This window comes from Epibacterium sp. ABZ3_068 (assembly GCF_056159265.1).
The window spans coordinates 1,917,127-1,934,621 of the sequence record NZ_JBSWUV010000001.1 but is presented as its reverse complement, the minus strand read 5'-3'; the positions used below and the strand labels follow the sequence as shown (position 1 = coordinate 1,934,621).

At 57.7% G+C, this 17,495-nt stretch carries 19 protein-coding genes; 10 read left to right on the top strand and 9 right to left on the bottom strand.

The window, feature by feature from the left end; all coding sequences use genetic code 11:
- Complete coding sequence (locus ACXAEW_RS09295; protein WP_474943016.1) at positions 1-543, bottom strand: protein-tyrosine phosphatase family protein; 543 nt, start codon at positions 541-543, stop codon at positions 1-3.
- 220 nt (positions 544-763) lie between these two features.
- Here ACXAEW_RS09295 and ACXAEW_RS09290 point away from each other — a divergent pair, with 220 nt between their 5' ends.
- The 5 genes from ACXAEW_RS09290 to recR all read left to right on the top strand — a co-directional run bounded on the left by ACXAEW_RS09290 (position 764) and on the right by recR (position 4,629).
- On the top strand, positions 764-2,587 hold the full coding sequence (locus tag ACXAEW_RS09290) for a DNA polymerase III subunit gamma/tau (RefSeq protein WP_474941050.1): 1,824 nt from the start codon (positions 764-766) through the stop codon (positions 2,585-2,587).
- A 43-nt stretch (positions 2,588-2,630) separates the two neighbouring features.
- Positions 2,631-2,975, top strand: coding sequence for a RidA family protein (locus ACXAEW_RS09285; protein ID WP_474941049.1), 345 nt, complete (start codon positions 2,631-2,633; stop codon positions 2,973-2,975).
- A gap of 22 nt (positions 2,976-2,997) precedes the next feature.
- A complete protein-coding gene (locus ACXAEW_RS09280; protein ID WP_474941048.1) occupies positions 2,998-3,369 on the top strand; it encodes a hypothetical protein in 372 nt (123 codons plus the stop codon).
- 143 nt (positions 3,370-3,512) lie between these two features.
- Positions 3,513-3,857, top strand: coding sequence for a YbaB/EbfC family nucleoid-associated protein (locus ACXAEW_RS09275; RefSeq protein ID WP_474941047.1), 345 nt, complete (start codon positions 3,513-3,515; stop codon positions 3,855-3,857).
- A 172-nt stretch (positions 3,858-4,029) separates the two neighbouring features.
- A complete protein-coding gene (gene recR, locus ACXAEW_RS09270; RefSeq protein ID WP_474941046.1) occupies positions 4,030-4,629 on the top strand; it encodes a recombination mediator RecR in 600 nt (199 codons plus the stop codon).
- A gap of 237 nt (positions 4,630-4,866) precedes the next feature.
- Here the strand turns inward: recR and ltaE are convergent, their stop codons facing one another.
- Both ltaE and ACXAEW_RS09260 read right to left on the bottom strand, forming a co-directional pair.
- Positions 4,867-5,919, bottom strand: coding sequence for a low-specificity L-threonine aldolase (gene ltaE / locus ACXAEW_RS09265; protein WP_474941045.1), 1,053 nt, complete (start codon positions 5,917-5,919; stop codon positions 4,867-4,869).
- Between the two features lie 469 nt (positions 5,920-6,388).
- Complete coding sequence (locus tag ACXAEW_RS09260; protein WP_474941044.1) at positions 6,389-7,159, bottom strand: DUF1013 domain-containing protein; 771 nt, start codon at positions 7,157-7,159, stop codon at positions 6,389-6,391.
- A 147-nt stretch (positions 7,160-7,306) separates the two neighbouring features.
- On the opposite strand from ACXAEW_RS09260, the gene ACXAEW_RS09255 reads away from it, so the two are divergent.
- Complete coding sequence (locus ACXAEW_RS09255; protein ID WP_474941043.1) at positions 7,307-7,954, top strand: ribonuclease T2 family protein; 648 nt, start codon at positions 7,307-7,309, stop codon at positions 7,952-7,954.
- Positions 7,955-8,556: 602 nt separating this feature from the next.
- Here ACXAEW_RS09255 and ACXAEW_RS09250 read toward each other — a convergent pair.
- Both ACXAEW_RS09250 and ACXAEW_RS09245 read right to left on the bottom strand, forming a co-directional pair.
- Positions 8,557-9,543 carry an NAD(P)H-quinone oxidoreductase gene (locus ACXAEW_RS09250; protein WP_474941042.1) on the bottom strand — a complete coding sequence of 329 codons (987 nt, stop codon included), beginning with the start codon at positions 9,541-9,543 and terminating at the stop codon, positions 8,557-8,559.
- Between the two features lie 144 nt (positions 9,544-9,687).
- The gene (locus ACXAEW_RS09245; RefSeq protein WP_474941041.1) at positions 9,688-10,371 is read right to left on the bottom strand and encodes a COQ9 family protein; all 684 of its coding nucleotides are present in this window, start codon (positions 10,369-10,371) and stop codon (positions 9,688-9,690) included.
- 134 nt (positions 10,372-10,505) lie between these two features.
- On the opposite strand from ACXAEW_RS09245, the gene rpsU reads away from it, so the two are divergent.
- A complete protein-coding gene (gene rpsU, locus ACXAEW_RS09240; RefSeq protein ID WP_005614280.1) occupies positions 10,506-10,712 on the top strand; it encodes a 30S ribosomal protein S21 in 207 nt (68 codons plus the stop codon).
- A 510-nt stretch (positions 10,713-11,222) separates the two neighbouring features.
- Positions 11,223-12,434, top strand: a complete 1,212-nt coding sequence (locus ACXAEW_RS09235) for a CAP domain-containing protein (RefSeq protein ID WP_474941040.1) — start codon at positions 11,223-11,225, stop codon at positions 12,432-12,434.
- A 237-nt stretch (positions 12,435-12,671) separates the two neighbouring features.
- Here ACXAEW_RS09235 and ppk2 read toward each other — a convergent pair whose 3' ends face one another.
- The gene (gene ppk2, locus ACXAEW_RS09230; RefSeq protein WP_474943015.1) at positions 12,672-13,577 is read right to left on the bottom strand and encodes a polyphosphate kinase 2; all 906 of its coding nucleotides are present in this window, start codon (positions 13,575-13,577) and stop codon (positions 12,672-12,674) included.
- Between the two features lie 203 nt (positions 13,578-13,780).
- Complete coding sequence (locus tag ACXAEW_RS09225; protein ID WP_474941039.1) at positions 13,781-14,239, bottom strand: Lrp/AsnC family transcriptional regulator; 459 nt, start codon at positions 14,237-14,239, stop codon at positions 13,781-13,783.
- Positions 14,240-14,388: 149 nt separating this feature from the next.
- On the opposite strand from ACXAEW_RS09225, the gene ald reads away from it, so the two are divergent.
- Complete coding sequence (gene ald, locus ACXAEW_RS09220; RefSeq protein WP_474941038.1) at positions 14,389-15,504, top strand: alanine dehydrogenase; 1,116 nt, start codon at positions 14,389-14,391, stop codon at positions 15,502-15,504.
- Positions 15,505-15,769: 265 nt separating this feature from the next.
- Positions 15,770-16,201 carry a large conductance mechanosensitive channel protein MscL gene (gene mscL, locus ACXAEW_RS09215; RefSeq protein WP_474941037.1) on the top strand — a complete coding sequence of 144 codons (432 nt, stop codon included), beginning with the start codon at positions 15,770-15,772 and terminating at the stop codon, positions 16,199-16,201.
- A 247-nt stretch (positions 16,202-16,448) separates the two neighbouring features.
- On the opposite strand, the gene ACXAEW_RS09210 is transcribed toward mscL, so the two are convergent.
- Both ACXAEW_RS09210 and ACXAEW_RS09205 read right to left on the bottom strand, forming a co-directional pair.
- Complete coding sequence (locus tag ACXAEW_RS09210; RefSeq protein ID WP_474941036.1) at positions 16,449-16,985, bottom strand: GNAT family N-acetyltransferase; 537 nt, start codon at positions 16,983-16,985, stop codon at positions 16,449-16,451.
- Positions 16,982-17,428, bottom strand: coding sequence for a YtoQ family protein (locus ACXAEW_RS09205; protein ID WP_474941035.1), 447 nt, complete (start codon positions 17,426-17,428; stop codon positions 16,982-16,984). Before ACXAEW_RS09205 ends, ACXAEW_RS09210 begins: the two co-directional genes overlap by 4 nt.
- Positions 17,429-17,495: the final 67 nt, after the last annotated feature.

Genomic DNA, 17,495 nt, shown 5'->3' with positions numbered 1-17,495 from the left:
CTAAACCCTGCGCGCGCCGATGGCCCAGGCCATCTGTTCGTCCGTTTCTACAGCACAGGGGCGGATCGCGCGCAGCCGTTTCAGCGCTGAATGCGGCTGTTCGCCGGCTTCGATCATCAAACGCAAAACCGCCATCCCCGACCGGCCGCATCCGCCCTTGCAATGAACCAGAACCCGACCGCCTCCAACCAATGCCCTGCGCGCTGCATGGCTGGCCTTGGGCCATTTGAACAAAACATCCGGCGGCGGCGTGCTGAAATCGGGCACCGGCAAGTGAAACCACCGGCTGGCCATGCTTTGAATGTCAGAGCCAAGCGTCAGCGCGCCCACGGCTTCATGCTCGGGCGTAGTGGTCATTGACAGGACCAGCCCCGGTTTCCAATCGTTTATGTGCTGCAAATCCGCCCAGTAATCGCCAGTTGCTCCGGGCAATCGGCACAAGGCCAAGTTCCCATTCGCCACCGAAAGGGCATGTATTGTCAGCGTGTTTTGACCCGGTTCAATTGGTCCTGAACCTTTGGCCGGTGTTGACGTGCGTTCCATCCGCATCAGCGCCTCCCCAGCTGGGCTAGAGTTCCGCCATTCCCACCCCTAAACTCTAACTCTGGAATATGTCATAAACCTAGAACTTTCTTATAAAAACGGCTGGATCCCGGGTCGTTTGCCAATATGCCATCCCACCGCCAGATGAGCAGTGGACGAATACAGCCCGCTTGCCTAGTTTGTGACAAATGATCAAACGACGCGAATCCGGCGGAGCATTATGACTGACACCCCTGCGGCAGAGGCGGGCACCCAGCCCAAATATCAGGTACTTGCGCGCAAATACCGGCCCGAGACCTTTGCCGATCTGGTGGGCCAGGACGCAATGGTGCGCACCCTCAGAAACGCCTTTGAAACGGGCCGGATCGCGCAGGCCTTTGTGATGACCGGCATCCGTGGTACCGGCAAGACCACTACCGCGCGGATCATCGCCAAGGGGATGAATTGTATCGGCCCCGACGGCACCGGGGGGCCCACAACAGAACCCTGCGGCGTCTGTGAACATTGCAAGGCGATCATGGAAGGCCGGCATGTCGATGTGATGGAGATGGACGCGGCCTCACGCACGGGTGTCAATGACATCCGCGAAATCATCGACAGCGTCGCCTATCGCGCGGCCTCTGCGCGCTACAAGATCTATATCATCGACGAAGTGCACATGCTGTCGACCTCAGCCTTTAACGCGCTGTTGAAAACGCTGGAAGAGCCGCCGGCCCACGTTAAATTCATCTTTGCCACCACTGAAATCCGCAAGGTGCCGGTCACGGTGCTGTCACGGTGCCAGCGGTTCGATCTGCGTCGGATTGAACCCGAGGTGATGATTGCCCTTTTGCGCAAAATCGCAACTTCTGAGGGGGCCGAGATTGCGGAAGATGCGCTGGCACTGATCACCCGCGCTGCCGAAGGCTCAGCCCGGGATGCAACCTCGCTGTTGGATCAGGCCATTTCACACGGCGCGGGTGAGACCACCGCGGATCAGGTCCGTGCCATGCTGGGGCTTGCAGACCGGGGCCGGGTTCTGGACCTGATCGATATGATCCTGCGCGGCGATGCGGCGGCAGCCCTGACAGAACTGTCCTCACAATACGCCGAAGGCGCGGATCCACTGGCGGTGCTGCGCGATCTGGCCGAGATCACTCATTGGGTTTCTGTGGTTAAAATCACACCGGATGCCGCAGAAGACCCGACCATCAGCCCGGACGAGCGCGCGCGGGGTCAGGCTATGGCCGAAGCCCTGCCGATGCGGGTGCTGACGCGTATGTGGCAGATGTTGTTGAAAGCGTTGGAAGAAGTCTCCTCGGCACCCAATGCGATGATGGCGGCAGAGATGGCGGTAATCCGCCTGACCCATGTGGCCGATCTGCCCAGCCCGGAAGAGTTGTTGCGGAAACTGCAAGACACTCCGCCCCCCCCACCCTCTGGCGGCCCAGGTGGCGGGATGCCCATGCAAAGCATGGGCGCGCCTGCGGCAAGCGGGGGGGGCGCGGCTTCGGCTTACGCCTCAGCCGCGCCGCAAGGTGCACCGGGGGGGAGCCCAAATGGCGGCCCAACCCTGTCGCAAGCAGGCTCTGGCGCGATGGCCGCCCTGGCGCCCGCAACCAATCTGGCCCTGGCCCGGTATCCTACGTTTGAACATGTGGTCGAGCTGATCCGCAAACATCGCGATGTGAAACTTCTGGTCGAAGTCGAAGGCGGTGTCCGGCTTTCGTCCTATCAGCCGGGGAGGATTGAGTTCACCCCCTCGGCGTCTGCCCCGCGCGACCTGGCCGCACGTCTTGGAACGGCGTTGCAGAACTGGACCGGCAATCGCTGGGTCGTCTCCATTGTGGATGGCTGTGACGCAGAAACCATTGCTGAGCTGCGCGACGCTGCGGAAAACGCCCTGCGCGCCAAAGCCACCGGACATCCGCTGGTGCAGGCTGTTCTGGACGCCTTTCCAAAAGCAAAGATCAAGCGCATTCGCACCTCGGAAGAGCTGGAAGCCGAAGTTCAGGCCGAGGCTCTCCCCGAGGTTGAAGACGAATGGGATCCGTTTGAAGAATAGCCGCTTGCAGCAAGTTAACATTTAATGAACCAGAGAGACGACCATGATCGAACGCCTTCACACCGGCCAGCGGATGAGCAAGATCGTTAAACATAATGGCACCGCCTACCTGTGCGGACAGGTTGGCAATGCAGACGACAGCGTCGCCGATCAAACCCGCGAATGTATCCGCCGGATCGAGGCCCTTCTGGAGGAGGCAGGCTCCTCAAAAGAGCAGATGTTGCAGGTGGTCATCTGGCTGGCAGATATGGCAGATTTTGCCGAGATGAATGCAGTGTGGGATGCCTGGGTTCCTGAAGGCCACGCCCCTGCCCGCGCCTGTGGCGAAGCAAAACTGGCCCGTCCTGAGCTGAAGGTTGAGATGATCGTCACTGCGGCCTGTGACTGATTTTCAGCGCCTGCAAACGGTCTTGCTTGCGGGCATTTCCTTCCCTTCGATCGCATTTGCCGAAGTCTGCGATAAGGAGCGGCCCTTCTGGGATGGAGGACCTGTTACAGCAGTCGACGAGGTTATCAATCTCGCTGCTTCACCAATTGTCTGGCTTGGTATTGCGGCCACGCTAATCAGCGCTTTGATCCGCTGGCGCCTGCTTTGGGTGGTGTCTGCCCTGCTTTTGGTCGCGCTCACCGCGCTCCTGCTTTCTGAGGCACTGCTGCCGGACCCAAGCGATGTTCGCGACTTTGCCATCCAAGAAGACTGCATTGGCCCGCCCCATCTGACCATCGCCACCACGGCGCTGCTCGCGATAGTAGCCAGCGCCTGTGCGCTTAAACGCGGCTAAGACGAAGTTTTCATAATTCGAGCCACCAGGATCTCGTGCGGTTACCCGCGTCTGTATGCGCTCCCCCTTGCCGAAACACGCGACGCTCCGTATCTAGAGGCCAAGACATGGCCCAGTGCCACACAGAAAAAAAGGAGACCCCGATGTTCAAAGGACTCGGTGCGCTCGGCGATATGGCCGGGATGATGAAAAAAGCCCAGGAAATGCAGACCAAAATGGCGGAGATGCAGGATGATCTCGCCAATGTGACCGTCACTGGTGAGGCGGGCGCTGGTCTGGTCAAGGCAACCGCCACCGCCAAGGGAGAGCTGACCGCGCTGGACATCGACCCGTCGATCTTCTCCGGCGATGACAAAGAAGTGGTGGAAGATCTGATCCTGGCCGCCATCAAGGATGCGCAGACAAAAGCGGCGGAGAAGTCTCAGGAAGAGATGAAGAAGCTCACCGATGGTCTGGGCCTGCCAGCGGATATGAAGCTGCCGTTCTAAGCCTTCCCGACAAAGCGGCTTCGGGACAGACATGACCCGAAGCCGCCCTGAACCATGGCCACGCGCAGGGTTGGGATGATGAAACAAAGGTCGAACATTCCCCTTGCGCCGCCCCCGGTCTGCTGGCCTATAAGCAACAGACAGCCACCAACAGCCGGACGACCCAAGCCCCGTGTCCCAGAACTCCACAGCAGAAATCGAACGTCTAATCGCCCTTCTGGCGAAACTGCCGGGTCTTGGACCACGGTCCTCGCGACGGGCGGTTTTACATCTGATCCGCAAAAGGGAATTGCTGCTCTCTCCTCTGGCGGCGGCCATGCAGGAGGTTGCGCAGAGCGCGCGCAGCTGTCTGAATTGCGGCAACGTAGGCACCCGTGAAATTTGCACCATCTGCGAGGACCAGAGCCGCGCCAACGGCGAACTCTGCGTAGTCGAAGACGTGTCTGACCTCTGGGCGATGGAACGCGCTGGCGTTTTTAAGGGGCGTTATCATGTGCTGGGCGGGACATTGTCAGCCCTTGAAGGCGTGGGGCCGGACGAACTGCGCATCCCTCAATTGGTCGACCGTTTGGCCAGCGAATCCATACGCGAAGTGATCCTGGCGCTCAATGCAACAATTGATGGCCAGACCACGGCCCATTATATTGCAGATATGCTGCCTCCCGAGATCACCCTCACCTCACTGGCACAGGGCGTTCCCATAGGTGGCGAATTGGATTACCTCGACGAGGGTACAATTTCAGCCGCGCTGAAAGCCCGCAAGACCTTTTAAACCGGTCACCTCCACCGCTCCGAAGCCGTTTAGGACCTGACAAATCAAACGTTCAGCCAAGTTTCGGGCAGGCCCTCCCGCGTCTGCCAAAGCCCTCTGGCCTATCGGCCAGACCTCTCCGCAACCTTGGGCGTAGCGCCGCGCCAAAGGCGCGGCGCTACGCCCAACGGGAGGACAGCAATCTGTGATTGCCGACGACGGGCGGGAGCGATGCCTGGGTAAGAACCCTGACGTGTATCAGCCACCAAATCGCACAATAGCAGCTAGCAGAGCCTTAAAGCCCTCATCCCCGATATCCTTATGTAAAACCAAACGAATTGCGCCTGTCTCTCCACCGCTAAGCTTCATGCCAACGGCTCCAAGGGCATCAAGAAGCAGGGCTCGAACTTCCATTTCGGGGTCCAGGAAAACCATATTGGTACCACTTTCCACTGAGCCAATGCCAGCTTTTATCAATGCAGCAGCAAGTTCCTGCGCCCGTGCATGATCCTCTGCCAAGCGCGCCACATTGTGATCCAGCGCATAAAGGCCGGCCGCCGCCAATACGCCGGCCTGCCGCATTCCGCCGCCCAGCATTTTACGCAGACGGCGCGCCTTTGCTATCAGCTCTGCCTCACCGACAAGAACGGAGCCGACAGGGGCACCCAGACCTTTGGACAGGCAAATCGATACTGTATCGAAGGGATCAGCCAGCGCCTTTTCACCGCATTGCAGCGCTACGCTGGCGTTGAAGAACCGCGCCCCGTCCAAATGGGTCGACAGACCCGCAGCCCGCGCAGCTTTGACAACCTCAGCGCAGCGCGCCAGTGGAACCGCTTTGCCGTTATGCGTGTTTTCCAGAGATACAAGGCGGCTGACCGGGTGATGGGGATCATCTTCTTTGACGGCCTGCTCAATATCTGAAGGATGCAGCCCACCATCGGCAGCCACCGGCAACGGATCCAGAACACATCCTCCGAAAACCGAGGCCCCACCCGCTTCGTATTTGAACACGTGATAGTCCCGCCCCGTAATAACCTCTTCACCACGACCACAATGGGCCAGCATCGCAATCAGGTTGCTCTGGGTTCCCGACGGCAGAAACAGGGCCTTATCCTTCCCCAGACGTTCCGCCAGCACAGATTCAAGCCGCGCAATCGTAGGGTCTTCCCCATATACATCATCACCGACCTCTGCGGCAGCCATTGCGCTGCGCATTCCGGCATCTGGACGCGTCACAGTATCGCTGCGCAGATCACAGAGGACCTCTGCAGCATCTCCAACTGCATTAACGGAGCTGTATTGGCTCATGATTTGCCTCCTGGTATCAAAACTTGAATCGTTTCTTGTGACAGCTTTCTTCTGAACAGCCCATTCGGTGTTAGACTCCGATGCGGTCTGCTTTTGACCCTTCTCTAACGTCATCTTGACAGGAAATTCAAAAGATCGATTGTACGCAATACGCCACATGGACCAGAGGGATTAGTCTTTGCGTCCTCTGACATGACCACAAATCGCCAGCGCATCGCGTCTTGGAACGGTCCTATTCACCGTCGCGCCAGACGCACCACCTAAACAGTGCTAGGTTTCAAGGCTCTTAAGCTGCAAGTTCACTTGCATCGGGTAATTTGCACTGATTTTTTGGGTATATTTTGTTCTTCTATTAGCGGGGGTTACCAGTGCTGTTTAGCCCCCATGCAAACGCACCATCTCCCCGCAAAGAAGCCGCAGCATTTTCATGCTGCGGCTTTGATACTCTCAAAGGCTGTAGGCCACCGGATCAGATCCGGCTGTCGTCGTCCTCGTCATCGTCGTCACCCCCACCGGCAGGCAGGTTAAAGAAGCTGTCGGCATCAACGATCGGATCAGTAGAGTCCGGCTTCTCTTCCACTGGGTTGCCACCCAGAGTAAAGGCTTCCAGACCTTCGATCCCGCTGGGCATCTTCGGCTCAGCATCCATTTCCAGCGACTGCTCCGTGGAAACCAGCTTACGACGCTCGTCATCGCTCATCACGCCGCCTTCGGCAGCCTTGGCTGCGGCCGCTTTCTGAACCACAGCATCCAGTTCGGACTGCTTACACAGCCCCAGCGCAACCGGATCAATAGGCTGCATATTGGCAATGTTCCAATGGGTCCGTTCGCGGATCGACTGGATCGTCGGCTTGGTCGTCCCCACCAGCTTGGCGATCTGCGCGTCGTACAGCTCCGGGTGGAACTTGACAAGCCACAGAATAGAGTTCGGACGGTCCTGCCGCTTGGACAAAGGAGTATAGCGCGGGCCGCGGCGCTTTTCTTCGCCGGCTGCGGCGGGGTTGAACTTCAAGCGTAGCTTGTGCAGCGGGCTTGCTTCTGCCTTGTCGATCTCTTCCTGGGTCAGCTGGTTGTTTGCGACCGGGTCAAAGCCCTTTACGCCCACAGCCACTTCGCCGTCAGCGATGCCTTGAATTTCCAGCTCATGCATGCCGACGAAATCGCCGATCTGTTTGAAACTGATCGTTGTATTGTCCACCAGCCACACGGCGGTCGCCTTGGCCATCAACGGTTTTGCCATGCGTCTTCTCCTTCACTCGTGCCTTCTCCCCGGATATAGCTTTCCCGTCGCCTGAAATAGGCGGTCCCGTTAAATTTGGGACAGGTTGCCGTTGTCGGGGAACTTATGCCCTATATAGTCGCCTTCGTTTGATAAGGAAAGAGGCCAATGCGCGCTCTGTTTTATGCAATTTCACTCATAGCCGCAGGGCTTGTCACTCCCCTTTGGGCGAATGGCGAGAAGGCGGGCGAATTTGACTATTACGTTCTGGCCCTCAGCTGGTCTCCAAACTGGTGTGAAGTTGAAGGGGACGCCAAAGGCTCAGACCAATGTGATCCCCGCCATGATCACGGCTGGGTGCTACATGGGCTGTGGCCCCAGTTCCATCGAGGCTGGCCCAGCTACTGCCGCACAACCGAACCAGCGCCAACCCGGCGCATGACCGAAACCATGGCCGACATTATGGGAACGTCCGGCCTCGCCTGGCACCAGTGGAAGAAACATGGCACCTGCTCCGGCCTGTCCGCATCCGGCTATTTCGACCTGTCCCGCAAGGCCTATGCCAGCATCCAGCGCCCAGAGATCTTTCGCAAATTGGACAAGGTTGTGAAATTGCCTGCCTCTGTGGTGGAGGATGCGTTTTTAAAGGTAAACCCGGACCTTGATCACAACAGCCTCACGATCACCTGCCGCAACGGCCATATCCAAGAAGCCCGCATCTGCCTGTCGCGTGGCGGTTTGAAGCCCGTCCCCTGCGGCCGCGATGTGATCCGGGACTGCCAGCTTAAAGACGCGTTGTTCACTCCAATTCGTTGACCGAACACACCCCATGCCGCCTTTTGAAAGTCAAAAATCCATCTGGCGATATGCTTTCGATAAGTTCACCCATGGCCAACCACACCGTCCTTAGACAGGGCCCGCCCAGACGGCACTCCACAGTTTCCCAGGGAAAGGGAGACAGAAGTCACGGAACACAATCGGCAACCCGGTCAGCTGGCTGGCCAAACAATTCAGCGAAGCCGGGCAGCATTGAGGCGATTCGCTGGAAGAAATCCGACCCCCCGGCACCGATACGCCACACATTCGCAGGCTGACGATATAGGATCTGACAGAGGCCCGCGCCTCGGGGCCCTGGATTTTGCAACGTGTCGAAGCGGCGCTATATTCACCGTCATTCTTCACCCTCACTCGGGCCAGCGATGATTGCTATCGCCGCGCCCGGACAGCTCTTTTCCGCTTTTCGTGCCGATGACCCTTGGCTTTGCCATTGCGGTCCCCGCGGCGGCTGTTGAGCCTTATCCCTATTGCGCCAATCCTCAGCAATGCCACATGGCATGTGTATCGTCGACTGGTGGCCTATCCACACCGCTTGCGCGGCGCTGTTGCTCCTATCGGAACAACAACTGTACCGAATAAAACTAGCTTGAAACCTTCAGAACAATCTTGCCGATATGTTCAGAGGCCTCCATCCGCGCGTGGGCGGCAGCGGCCTCTTCCAGGCCAAAGCACTGATCCATCACTGGCGCCACCGTTCCGGCTTCCAGCAAAGGCCAGACCACGCGCTTCAAATCCAATGCAATCTCTGCCTTCGCCTGATCACTTTGTGGACGCAACGTAGACCCTGTAATTGTCAGCCGCCGCATCATCACCTGCGCAAAGTTCAGCGCAACTTTTGGCCCCGACAGGAAAGCAATCTGCACAAGCCGTCCGTCATCTGCCAGCGCTTTTACATTGCGCGGGATATAGTCTCCGCCAACCATGTCCAGGATCACATCCGCTCCACCTTCGCCCCGCAAGACCTCTACAAAATCCGCCTCTCGGTAGTTAATCGCCTGTTCCGCTCCAAGATCCAGACAGGCCCGGCATTTGTTCTCAGAGCCCGCCGTCGCAAAAACCCGTGCCCCCAGCGCCCGCGCCAGCTGGATCGCCGTTGTGCCAATACCCGAAGATCCGCCATGCACCAGAAACCGCTCTCCTGCCTTGAGGCCTGCGCGCTGAAACACATTTGTCCACACCGTAAAAAACGTCTCTGGCAGACAAGCCGCCTGTTTGAGATCAAGCCCCGCAGGCACGGGCAGGCAATGGGCCGCGGGCGTTGCCACATATTCCGCATAGCCCCCGCCCGGCAGCAAGGCACAAACCTGATCGCCGACCGCGACGCCAGAAACACCTGCCCCGATGGCAATCACTTCGCCAGCGGCCTCCAACCCCGGCAGATCACTGGCATCCGGCGGCGGCGCATAAGACCCGGCACGCTGCAACGCATCCGGCCGGTTCACCCCGGCATAGGCTACTTTGATTACAACCTGCCCGACGCTCGGGGACGGCACCGGGCGGTTACATAGCCGCAACACCTCCGGCCCACCGGGTTCCGAAATCTCAATTGCGCGCATTGTCTCTGTCATCTCCGCCTCCCAATAATCTGTTCCAACATCCTTAGTGGACAGGACACAACCCTGACCAGAGATTGCTCCGCTCTGCGACATCGCGCCTCCGGGTCCGCGCACCTTTCCAGCGGTGCCGACTGCAAACCCGCAGCCGACCGTCTCTTATCGACGCGCACCAGGCAGGTCATCGCGGACCCTGGGCTTCTTGATCTGACTGGCCAGCCAGTTCGGTCCCGCAAGGAACGGTTTCAGCAACGGGTTTTTCTGCACCCCGGCTTTGACCTTTTCAAACAGCATCACATCATCAATGCGCCGGTCCAGAAAATCCCAGCTGGCCTGGTGGTCCAGACTGTCATCACCCAGCCAATACAGAACCGTCGCCGAATACACCCCCGACAGGGTTGCCCTTTTGCTGTACCAGTTCACATCTTCCGAGGTGTCTCCTAGCGTGTTCCAGATTGCATCACAGGTAGACCAGATTGCCCGCGCACCGTCGCCTGCGTGATGAGGCAGCGAGAACAGCGTAGTGCCGCGACGCACCAGCTCCTTGTCTTCCACCACTTCCAGCCGGAACCGGACAGCCAGGGCGATCTTATCGCGAAACCGCAATCCCTCCAGCTCGGCAGCTTTCAAACGCTCGACCATCGCCTGATCACCGGCCGCATGATAAGCCAGCGCCAAATCCACTGCCCCGCGCGGGCAGGCCAAACGCGCCACCGCTGGAGCCACATCCGCATCGCGAATCGCCGCCTGAAACGTGGCCTCACTCCAGCCGTCAAAGGGGACATGCATCACCGCAGCCTCCAAAAGCTGCGCCCGAACCGCGTTATGATCCGCTTCTGTCATAGTATTCTCCCTATATCCGCATTGCCCGTGTGAGGACTCGCTCCCCTGTACTAGACAAAATAACATCGCCTTGCTATATGGCCAGCTCCTGCAATTCCCTTGCAACTCTTATCTAGAAAGGTGGTGACAACCACATGCAGGTTAGTGTTCGCGACAATAACGTCGATCAGGCACTCCGTGCCCTGAAGAAAAAGCTGCAGCGCGAAGGCGTCTTCCGCGAAATGAAGCTCAAGCAACATTTCGAAAAGCCGTCCGAGAAAAAAGCGCGTGAGAAAGCTGAAGCGATCCGTCGTGCCCGTAAACTGGCACGCAAAAAAGCACAGCGCGAAGGTCTCCTCTGATAAGGAACCTTTGTGGCCCGGAGCCCGACGCGTTCGGTGCCGACGGTGCCTCTCCAGTTTGTTTCTGGATACTGTAAAGTATAACGACCCCCGCAGCCTTTGGCTTCGGGGGTTTGTTTTTGCCACAGGTGTTTTGCCGAAAGAAACCTCCGTAAATTGCGCCAGTTTTAGGAGCGCAAACAGAACCCGACCCGGGCACTGTTTTGTCAAACTTGCGCCCCATTCCCCGCACAATTGACCGAATCCAACCGTTTTCGCCACCGCTATTGCTGTCAGCGTTAGGCGAGAAAACACTCGTTTTTTGAAATTTGACAGGCGATTTACTGCCTTTCGCTGCCTTGTGTTTCACAAAGTCAAATATACGCCACCCGACTCACTCCAAAACGGCAGGGATTTACCGATTGTTTAGGATTTTAAACACACCTCGGCTGACAGCCCTATTTCTGCGCTAATCCCATCGTAAAAGTTAACGAAACACCCTCATGACTGAGGTGCCTAGGAGACATACGAATGAGTGAAGCAAGCGCCCTTGAACGCCAGATGCTGGAACTGGTCAACGCTGAACGCGCTGCAAATGGGTTGGATCCGGTACAACTCGAATTGCGACTGAACGAATCCGCTGAGGATCACAGCAGCTGGATGCTGGAACAGGATGTGTTCTCCCACACAGGCGTCGGGGGATCTTCTGCCGGTGATCGGATGGCAAACGCTGGTTTTGTCTTCTCCGGCAGTTGGCGCTGGAGCGAGAACATCGCTTGGCAAAGCGAACGGGGCGACCCCGGCCTCGAAGATGACGTCATCAATCTGCACAATGCGCTGATGAACAGCCCCGGCCACCGCGCAAATATTCTGGACCCCAATGTCACCGTCATCGGCATCGGTATCGAATTGGGAGAATTCAACGGCTACACCGCCGTAATGGTTACCCAGAATTTCGCCCGCACCTCTGCTCCGTTGCAGCTGGACGAAGGCAGTTCAACGGCCCCAACCACAGAGCCCGACACCCCACCGTCGGAAACCGGAACGTCCGGAGGGACCTCAACCACAGGGGATTCACCCGAGAGCACGCCAACTTCTGACGATGACATCATCATCCTGGAAAGCCCCGGCCTGATTAAACTTCTGGCAGGCAATGACACTGCAACTGGCAGCTCCGGTAATGATACGATTCACGGCAATGGCGGTGCGGATTCCATAACCGGCGGGGCTGGAGAAGACAGACTGTTGGGTGGTCGGGGCGCTGACACTCTGGTTGGTGGCTTGGGTGAAGATACTATCAAAGGTGGGGCTGGGCGCGACACACTCAAAGGACGCGCCGACAACGACGAACTGTTTGGAAACAATGGCAACGACCGGTTGCTTGGAGGCGGCGGCGACGACTATCTGAACGGCGGCCGACACCGCGATGTGCTAAAAGGCCACCAGGGTAACGACACCCTCGACGGGGGCAGCGGCAATGACAGATTGATAGGCGGGCGCGGCGAAGACACCTTTGTTTTCTCGCAAGGGTTTGACCGCATTTTCGATTTTGACACCGGGGGATTTGATGACATCATTGACCTGCGCGCCGCAGACGGGATCGACAGTTTTGCCGACCTGATTGCACATCACGTTGTCGAACAATCCAATGGACATCTGCGCATCACTGATGACGATGGCGACAGGCTCGTAATCAAGAACACAGCGCTCTCTGACATCGACGCGTCCGACTTTCTGTTCTGACCTCCCGCTTGCCGCACCGCAGGCAAAGACGTGCCCCAGCCGTTATGTCCCAAAGCTCGCGGGTGGCACGCAGTTCTTCGAGGGCGCATCAGCTCTCGCCCCTGATCTTCCTGGCCGCTGACACTCAGCAGTCCCCCAGGCGCTTTCCACGGCAAGGAAGATCAGGAAAAATTTCGCCCATGACACAAAAGATCCGGCCAAATGGCCGGGTCTTTTGTGCATACATGAAGGCTGTGATCAGTAAATCTTCGGCACATAAAGCTCATCCGGAAGATACTGACGTTCGTAATCCGGGTTATACTCACGATCCGGCAGCGCGACTTTCTCGCTTGGCACATCCTCATAAGGTATCTTGGTCAGGATGTGTTCGATACAGTTCAGACGCTCACGCTTCTTGTCATTGCCTTCCACGATAAACCAAGGAGCCTCGGGGATATTCGTGCGGTCGAACATATCTTCCTTGGCTTTGGTATATTGCTCCCAGCGGATCCGGCTCTCCAGATCCATTGGCGACAGTTTCCACTGTTTCATCGGATCGTGAATCCGCATCATGAATCGCAACTGCTGCTCTTCATCGGTGATCGAGAACCAGTATTTCAGGAGAATGATTCCGGATCGCACCAGCATGCGTTCAAATTCCGGAACGTCCTGAAAAAACTGTTCGACCTGATCATCCGTCGCAAATCCCATAACCCGTTCGACACCGGCGCGATTGTACCAGGAGCGGTCGAACAACACGATCTCACCGGCGGCCGGCAGGTGCGGCACGTAACGCTGGAAATACCATTGGCTCTGCTCGCGGCGGCTCGGGGCTGGCAGGGCCACAACCCGCGCAACCCGCGGATTCAGGCGCTGGGTGATCCGCTTGATCACGCCCCCTTTGCCCGCGCTGTCACGCCCTTCAAACAGGATACAGACCTTGGCACCGCTGTGCTGAACCCAATCCTGCACTTTGATCAGCTCGGCCTGCAGGCGCAAAAGGTTCTGGAAATAAACCTTGCGATCCAGCATCTCAGGGTGCTGCGCCTTGTAGATCTTGCGCAGCTCCATGGACAGCATGGGTTCGGCAAATTCGATCTCGAAATCCTCATCCAGCGTGTCCTGCAACTCGGCCTCAAGCCAATCCAGGGATTTATTGTCCATCTCGCTGGTCACGGGGATCTCCTTCGTCAAACTGCTGTATCCTACGAGGCCATAGCGCCCTCATATGATCGTTTCATGTCAATCAGGCCAAAAACCGAAACTCTACGCACGGTCAAAGATCAAATCTTAGCGCCAAACCCGCAAAGGTTGAAACCCGAAAACACATCGCTCCGCATCCAGTGTAGGGAAACACTGCGCAATGCTCAAACAGGCAGCGCTGTTGTTTTGAAAACCGTTCTCAGAGCAAAGGAGCTTTGCATTTGGGCCACGCCGGGCAGCCGCGCCAGATACTGACGGTGAATGCGGGCGAAATCATCGGTGTTTTCCGCAACCACTTTCAGAATGTAATCGGCCGTTCCCGCCATCAGATGACATTCCAGAACATCCGGAATCAATGACACGGCTTTTTCAAAGGCATCCAACACCTCATCCGCTTGCGTCGACAGGGTGATCTCAACAAACACCGTTGTCGGCACCTTCATCTTGCGCGCATCCAGAAGCGCGACGTATTTGCGGATAAAACCTTCCTTCTCCAACCGCTGCACACGTCGGTGGCAGGCTGATTGCGATAGATTTACGACCTCGGACAGATCCGCATTAGAGATACGTCCTCTGTCCTGAAGAACCTTCAGAATCCGACGATCTGTTTCATCTAACAACATTTGCCGAAGATCCTTTCGCACATTACCCTAAATCATCGAATAATCTCCCACAGCCACAAAGTAAATATACTCGAAAAAGCAGCACATTTTGTCGCAGCTGCGTCACCCTCGATGCAATGGGAAAAGAGAGAGCTTCTAGGAGTGCCATCATGAAAATCGGATGCCCTACTGAGATCAAACCGCAGGAGTTCCGGGTCGGGATGACCCCGGACGCCGCCCGTGAAGCCGTGAACCACGGCCATACGGTTTACATTCAACAAGGTGCTGGCTTGGGTGCCGGTTTCGGCGATGCGGATTACCAGACGGCCGGCGCGGCCATTCTGGACACCGCCGAAGAGATCTTTGCCCAATCCGACATGATCGTGAAGGTTAAAGAGCCGCAGGCAGTGGAGCGCAAAATGCTGCGCGAAGGGCAACTGCTGTTCACCTATCTGCACCTGGCACCGGATCCGGCCCAAACGCGCGACCTGCTGGCCTCTGGCTGTACCGCCATCGCCTATGAAACCGTGACCGACAGCCGCGGCGGTCTGCCTTTGCTGGCACCGATGTCCGAAGTTGCAGGCCGTCTGGCGCCGCAGGTGGGTGCATGGACCCTGCAAAAAGCAAACGGCGGCCGTGGCGTTCTGATGGGCGGCGTTCCCGGTGTGGCCCCGGCCAAAGTTGTTGTCATCGGCGGCGGTGTCGTTGGCACCCACGCAGCAAAAATTGCCGCAGGCATGGGCGCAGATGTCACTGTTCTGGACCGCTCACTGAACCGTCTGAAATATCTGGATGACGTCTTTGGCCGTGATTTCAAAAACCGCTATGCAACTGCGGGTGCCACCGCGGAACTGGTGCGCGAAGCAGATATGGTCATCGGCGCGGTCCTGATCCCGGGTGCGGCAGCTCCGAAACTGGTCTCACGCGCGGATCTGGCCGAAATGAAGCCGGGCGCAGCGCTGGTTGACGTCGCAATCGACCAAGGCGGCTGCTTTGAAACCTCCAAAGCCACCACCCATGCAGAGCCGATCTACGAAGTTGACGGCATCATGCATTACTGTGTGGCCAACATGCCGGGCGCTGTTGCACGGACCTCGACCCTGGCTTTGGGCAATGCAACCCTGCCCTTCCTGCTGAACCTGGCAGACAAAGGCTGGAAAAAAGCATGTGCCGATGATCCGCATCTGCTGAACGGTCTGAACGTTCACTCGGGCCAGCTGACATACGAAGCCGTGGGCAAAGCTCTGGGCCTTGATGTGATCTCGGCAGAAACCGCAATCAAATAAACCGTTTCTAACGGACCTCCTGCGCAGCCTTACTCATGTCCGAGGCTGCGCACAGACTGGCGTTTTGCTCTTTGCCTGGCCTCTCCCAAACGTGCCGGGCTAGAGCAAAACGCTTTTTCTTTTCCCCAAACGCATAGGTTGAATTGCATATATATGCAATTTACAGGAGCAGCCCTGATACCCTAGGCTATGCGCACCTTGGAAAATCCAACAGAAACAAGAAGGTGACCCAAGGTAAATCAAAGGGGACAAAAGGAAACGCGACATGTTCAACGAGTTCAAATCATTTATCGCCCGCGGCAACGTCATGGATATGGCCGTCGGGATCATCATCGGGGCGGCCTTTACGGCCATTGTGAAATCCATGGTTGATGACCTGGTCAACCCGATCATCGGGCTGTTCACCGGTGGGATCGATTTTACCAATAACTTTGTTGTTCTGTCCGGGGATGGCGAATACGCCTCGCTTGAAGCGGCACGTGAAGCCGGGGCGGCCGTTTTTGCCTATGGTGCCTTTGGCATGGCAGTGCTGAATTTCCTGATCATCGCCTTTGTTGTCTTTATGATGGTGCGGTCGGTGAACAAGGCCAAGGACGCCATGGAGCGCAAGGAAGACGTGGCCGAAGAGGAAACACCCAAAGGTCCAAGCGAGCTGGACGTGCTTCTGGAAATACGGGACGCGTTGAAGAAAGGCTGATCAGGCTGCGCTTCGACGTATCAACGCGCAGCAGTGAAATGTCACAGACCTGATCGCCTCGGCTCTGATTTCAGATCCCTGTGGTCACCACAAAGCGCAGGGGCTCCCGCCTGTTCAGCGTGCCCAAAAGGCCCGCACACAGTTGGGCGTGGCGCCCCGCCTGCGGCGGGGCGCGGTTGCTCTGCTCTCGCATCTGTTTGACCAAATCTGCATCGGCCCAAATCCTTGGGCCAGTGCTGAAAAGGCATCAGGACAGGGTCGGGCGCCGCAGAATGTGATTTTCGACACCGTGATACCGGGCACGCCCCACCGCACAATAGCCCAGACGGTCCGCCAAACGCAGGGAGGACCTATTGCCGGAAGCGACCATGGCAAAGGTCTCCGGCCAAGGGCGCGTATCGGCCCAAGCCAGCAGGGCAGCCATAGCTTCCGCTGCAAGCCCCTGCCCCTGGGCGGCCGGGTCCAGAACCCACCCGGCTTCTATCGGATCTGTGCGCAACAGTTCCTTGAGCGGTGGCTCGGTCAGACGTGGCAGGATGCAGAACCCTGCCATACCCAGATAAGCGCCATCGCGCGCCGTAATGGCCCAATAGCCAAAACCAAGCGCCGCCCAATGACCGATGTGAAACATCAGCTTGGCCCAGGCGGTTTCCGCCGTGTCCGCTACGCCGCCAATGTAGTGAACCACCTCAGGCTGGGACCAGATCCGCAGCACATCGCCACAATCCTGCAGCCCGTGGCCACGCAGGATCAGCCGATCAGTGCGGATCTCAGGCGCCTTCATTTGGGCAATGTGCCCTCGGCCACATAGGTCAGGATCTGTACCACCTGCGCAGGGGTCTGGGCCACGGCCAGCGCTGCCGCATGGACCTCTTTCAGCGCGTGCTGATGTTCAGGGGGGCTCAGCACAATGATGGATTTGCCCAAGGCCGCCGCGTAGCCCGCATCAAAAGCCGCGTTCCACTGTTTGTATTTATCACCGAAACGCACCACAACCACATCGGCCTCTTCGATGCCTTTACGCGTGCGGATGGCATTGATCTTGGCCCCCTTATGGTCGTGCCAGAACTTATTTTCTTCGCTGCCCAGAATCGCCACACCGCAATCATCGCTGGCCTCGTGGTCGGTGACCGGCGCATTGAACAGGATCCCCAGCCCATCTGCGCCCTCCTCGATCTGCTCCCGCCAATCGGTGTGAATTTCTCCGGAAAGGTAAACGCTCATCATGGGATCTGTCCTTTGTGCCTGGCCCAGCTGGGGCATATTGCATGTCACCCCAAGTCCTAGCGCAGGC

Bases quoted from the DNA above. Each gene is read 5' to 3' on its own strand.
- ACXAEW_RS09295 (WP_474943016.1), bottom strand. From the start codon at position 543: ATGGAACGCACGTCAACACCGGCCAAAGGTTCAGGACCAATTGAACCG.
- ACXAEW_RS09290 (WP_474941050.1), top strand. From the start codon at position 764: ATGACTGACACCCCTGCGGCAGAGGCGGGCACCCAGCCCAAATATCAG.
- ACXAEW_RS09285 (WP_474941049.1), top strand. From the start codon at position 2,631: ATGATCGAACGCCTTCACACCGGCCAGCGGATGAGCAAGATCGTTAAA.
- ACXAEW_RS09275 (WP_474941047.1), top strand. From the start codon at position 3,513: ATGTTCAAAGGACTCGGTGCGCTCGGCGATATGGCCGGGATGATGAAA.
- ltaE (WP_474941045.1), bottom strand. From the start codon at position 5,919: ATGAGCCAATACAGCTCCGTTAATGCAGTTGGAGATGCTGCAGAGGTC.
- ACXAEW_RS09260 (WP_474941044.1), bottom strand. From the start codon at position 7,159: ATGGCAAAACCGTTGATGGCCAAGGCGACCGCCGTGTGGCTGGTGGAC.
- ACXAEW_RS09255 (WP_474941043.1), top strand. From the start codon at position 7,307: ATGCGCGCTCTGTTTTATGCAATTTCACTCATAGCCGCAGGGCTTGTC.
- ACXAEW_RS09250 (WP_474941042.1), bottom strand. From the start codon at position 9,543: ATGACAGAGACAATGCGCGCAATTGAGATTTCGGAACCCGGTGGGCCG.
- ACXAEW_RS09245 (WP_474941041.1), bottom strand. From the start codon at position 10,371: ATGACAGAAGCGGATCATAACGCGGTTCGGGCGCAGCTTTTGGAGGCT.
- rpsU (WP_005614280.1), top strand. From the start codon at position 10,506: ATGCAGGTTAGTGTTCGCGACAATAACGTCGATCAGGCACTCCGTGCC.
- ACXAEW_RS09235 (WP_474941040.1), top strand. From the start codon at position 11,223: ATGAGTGAAGCAAGCGCCCTTGAACGCCAGATGCTGGAACTGGTCAAC.
- ppk2 (WP_474943015.1), bottom strand. From the start codon at position 13,577: ATGGACAATAAATCCCTGGATTGGCTTGAGGCCGAGTTGCAGGACACG.
- ACXAEW_RS09225 (WP_474941039.1), bottom strand. From the start codon at position 14,239: ATGTTGTTAGATGAAACAGATCGTCGGATTCTGAAGGTTCTTCAGGAC.
- ald (WP_474941038.1), top strand. From the start codon at position 14,389: ATGAAAATCGGATGCCCTACTGAGATCAAACCGCAGGAGTTCCGGGTC.
- mscL (WP_474941037.1), top strand. From the start codon at position 15,770: ATGTTCAACGAGTTCAAATCATTTATCGCCCGCGGCAACGTCATGGAT.
- ACXAEW_RS09210 (WP_474941036.1), bottom strand. From the start codon at position 16,985: ATGAAGGCGCCTGAGATCCGCACTGATCGGCTGATCCTGCGTGGCCAC.
- ACXAEW_RS09205 (WP_474941035.1), bottom strand. From the start codon at position 17,428: ATGATGAGCGTTTACCTTTCCGGAGAAATTCACACCGATTGGCGGGAG.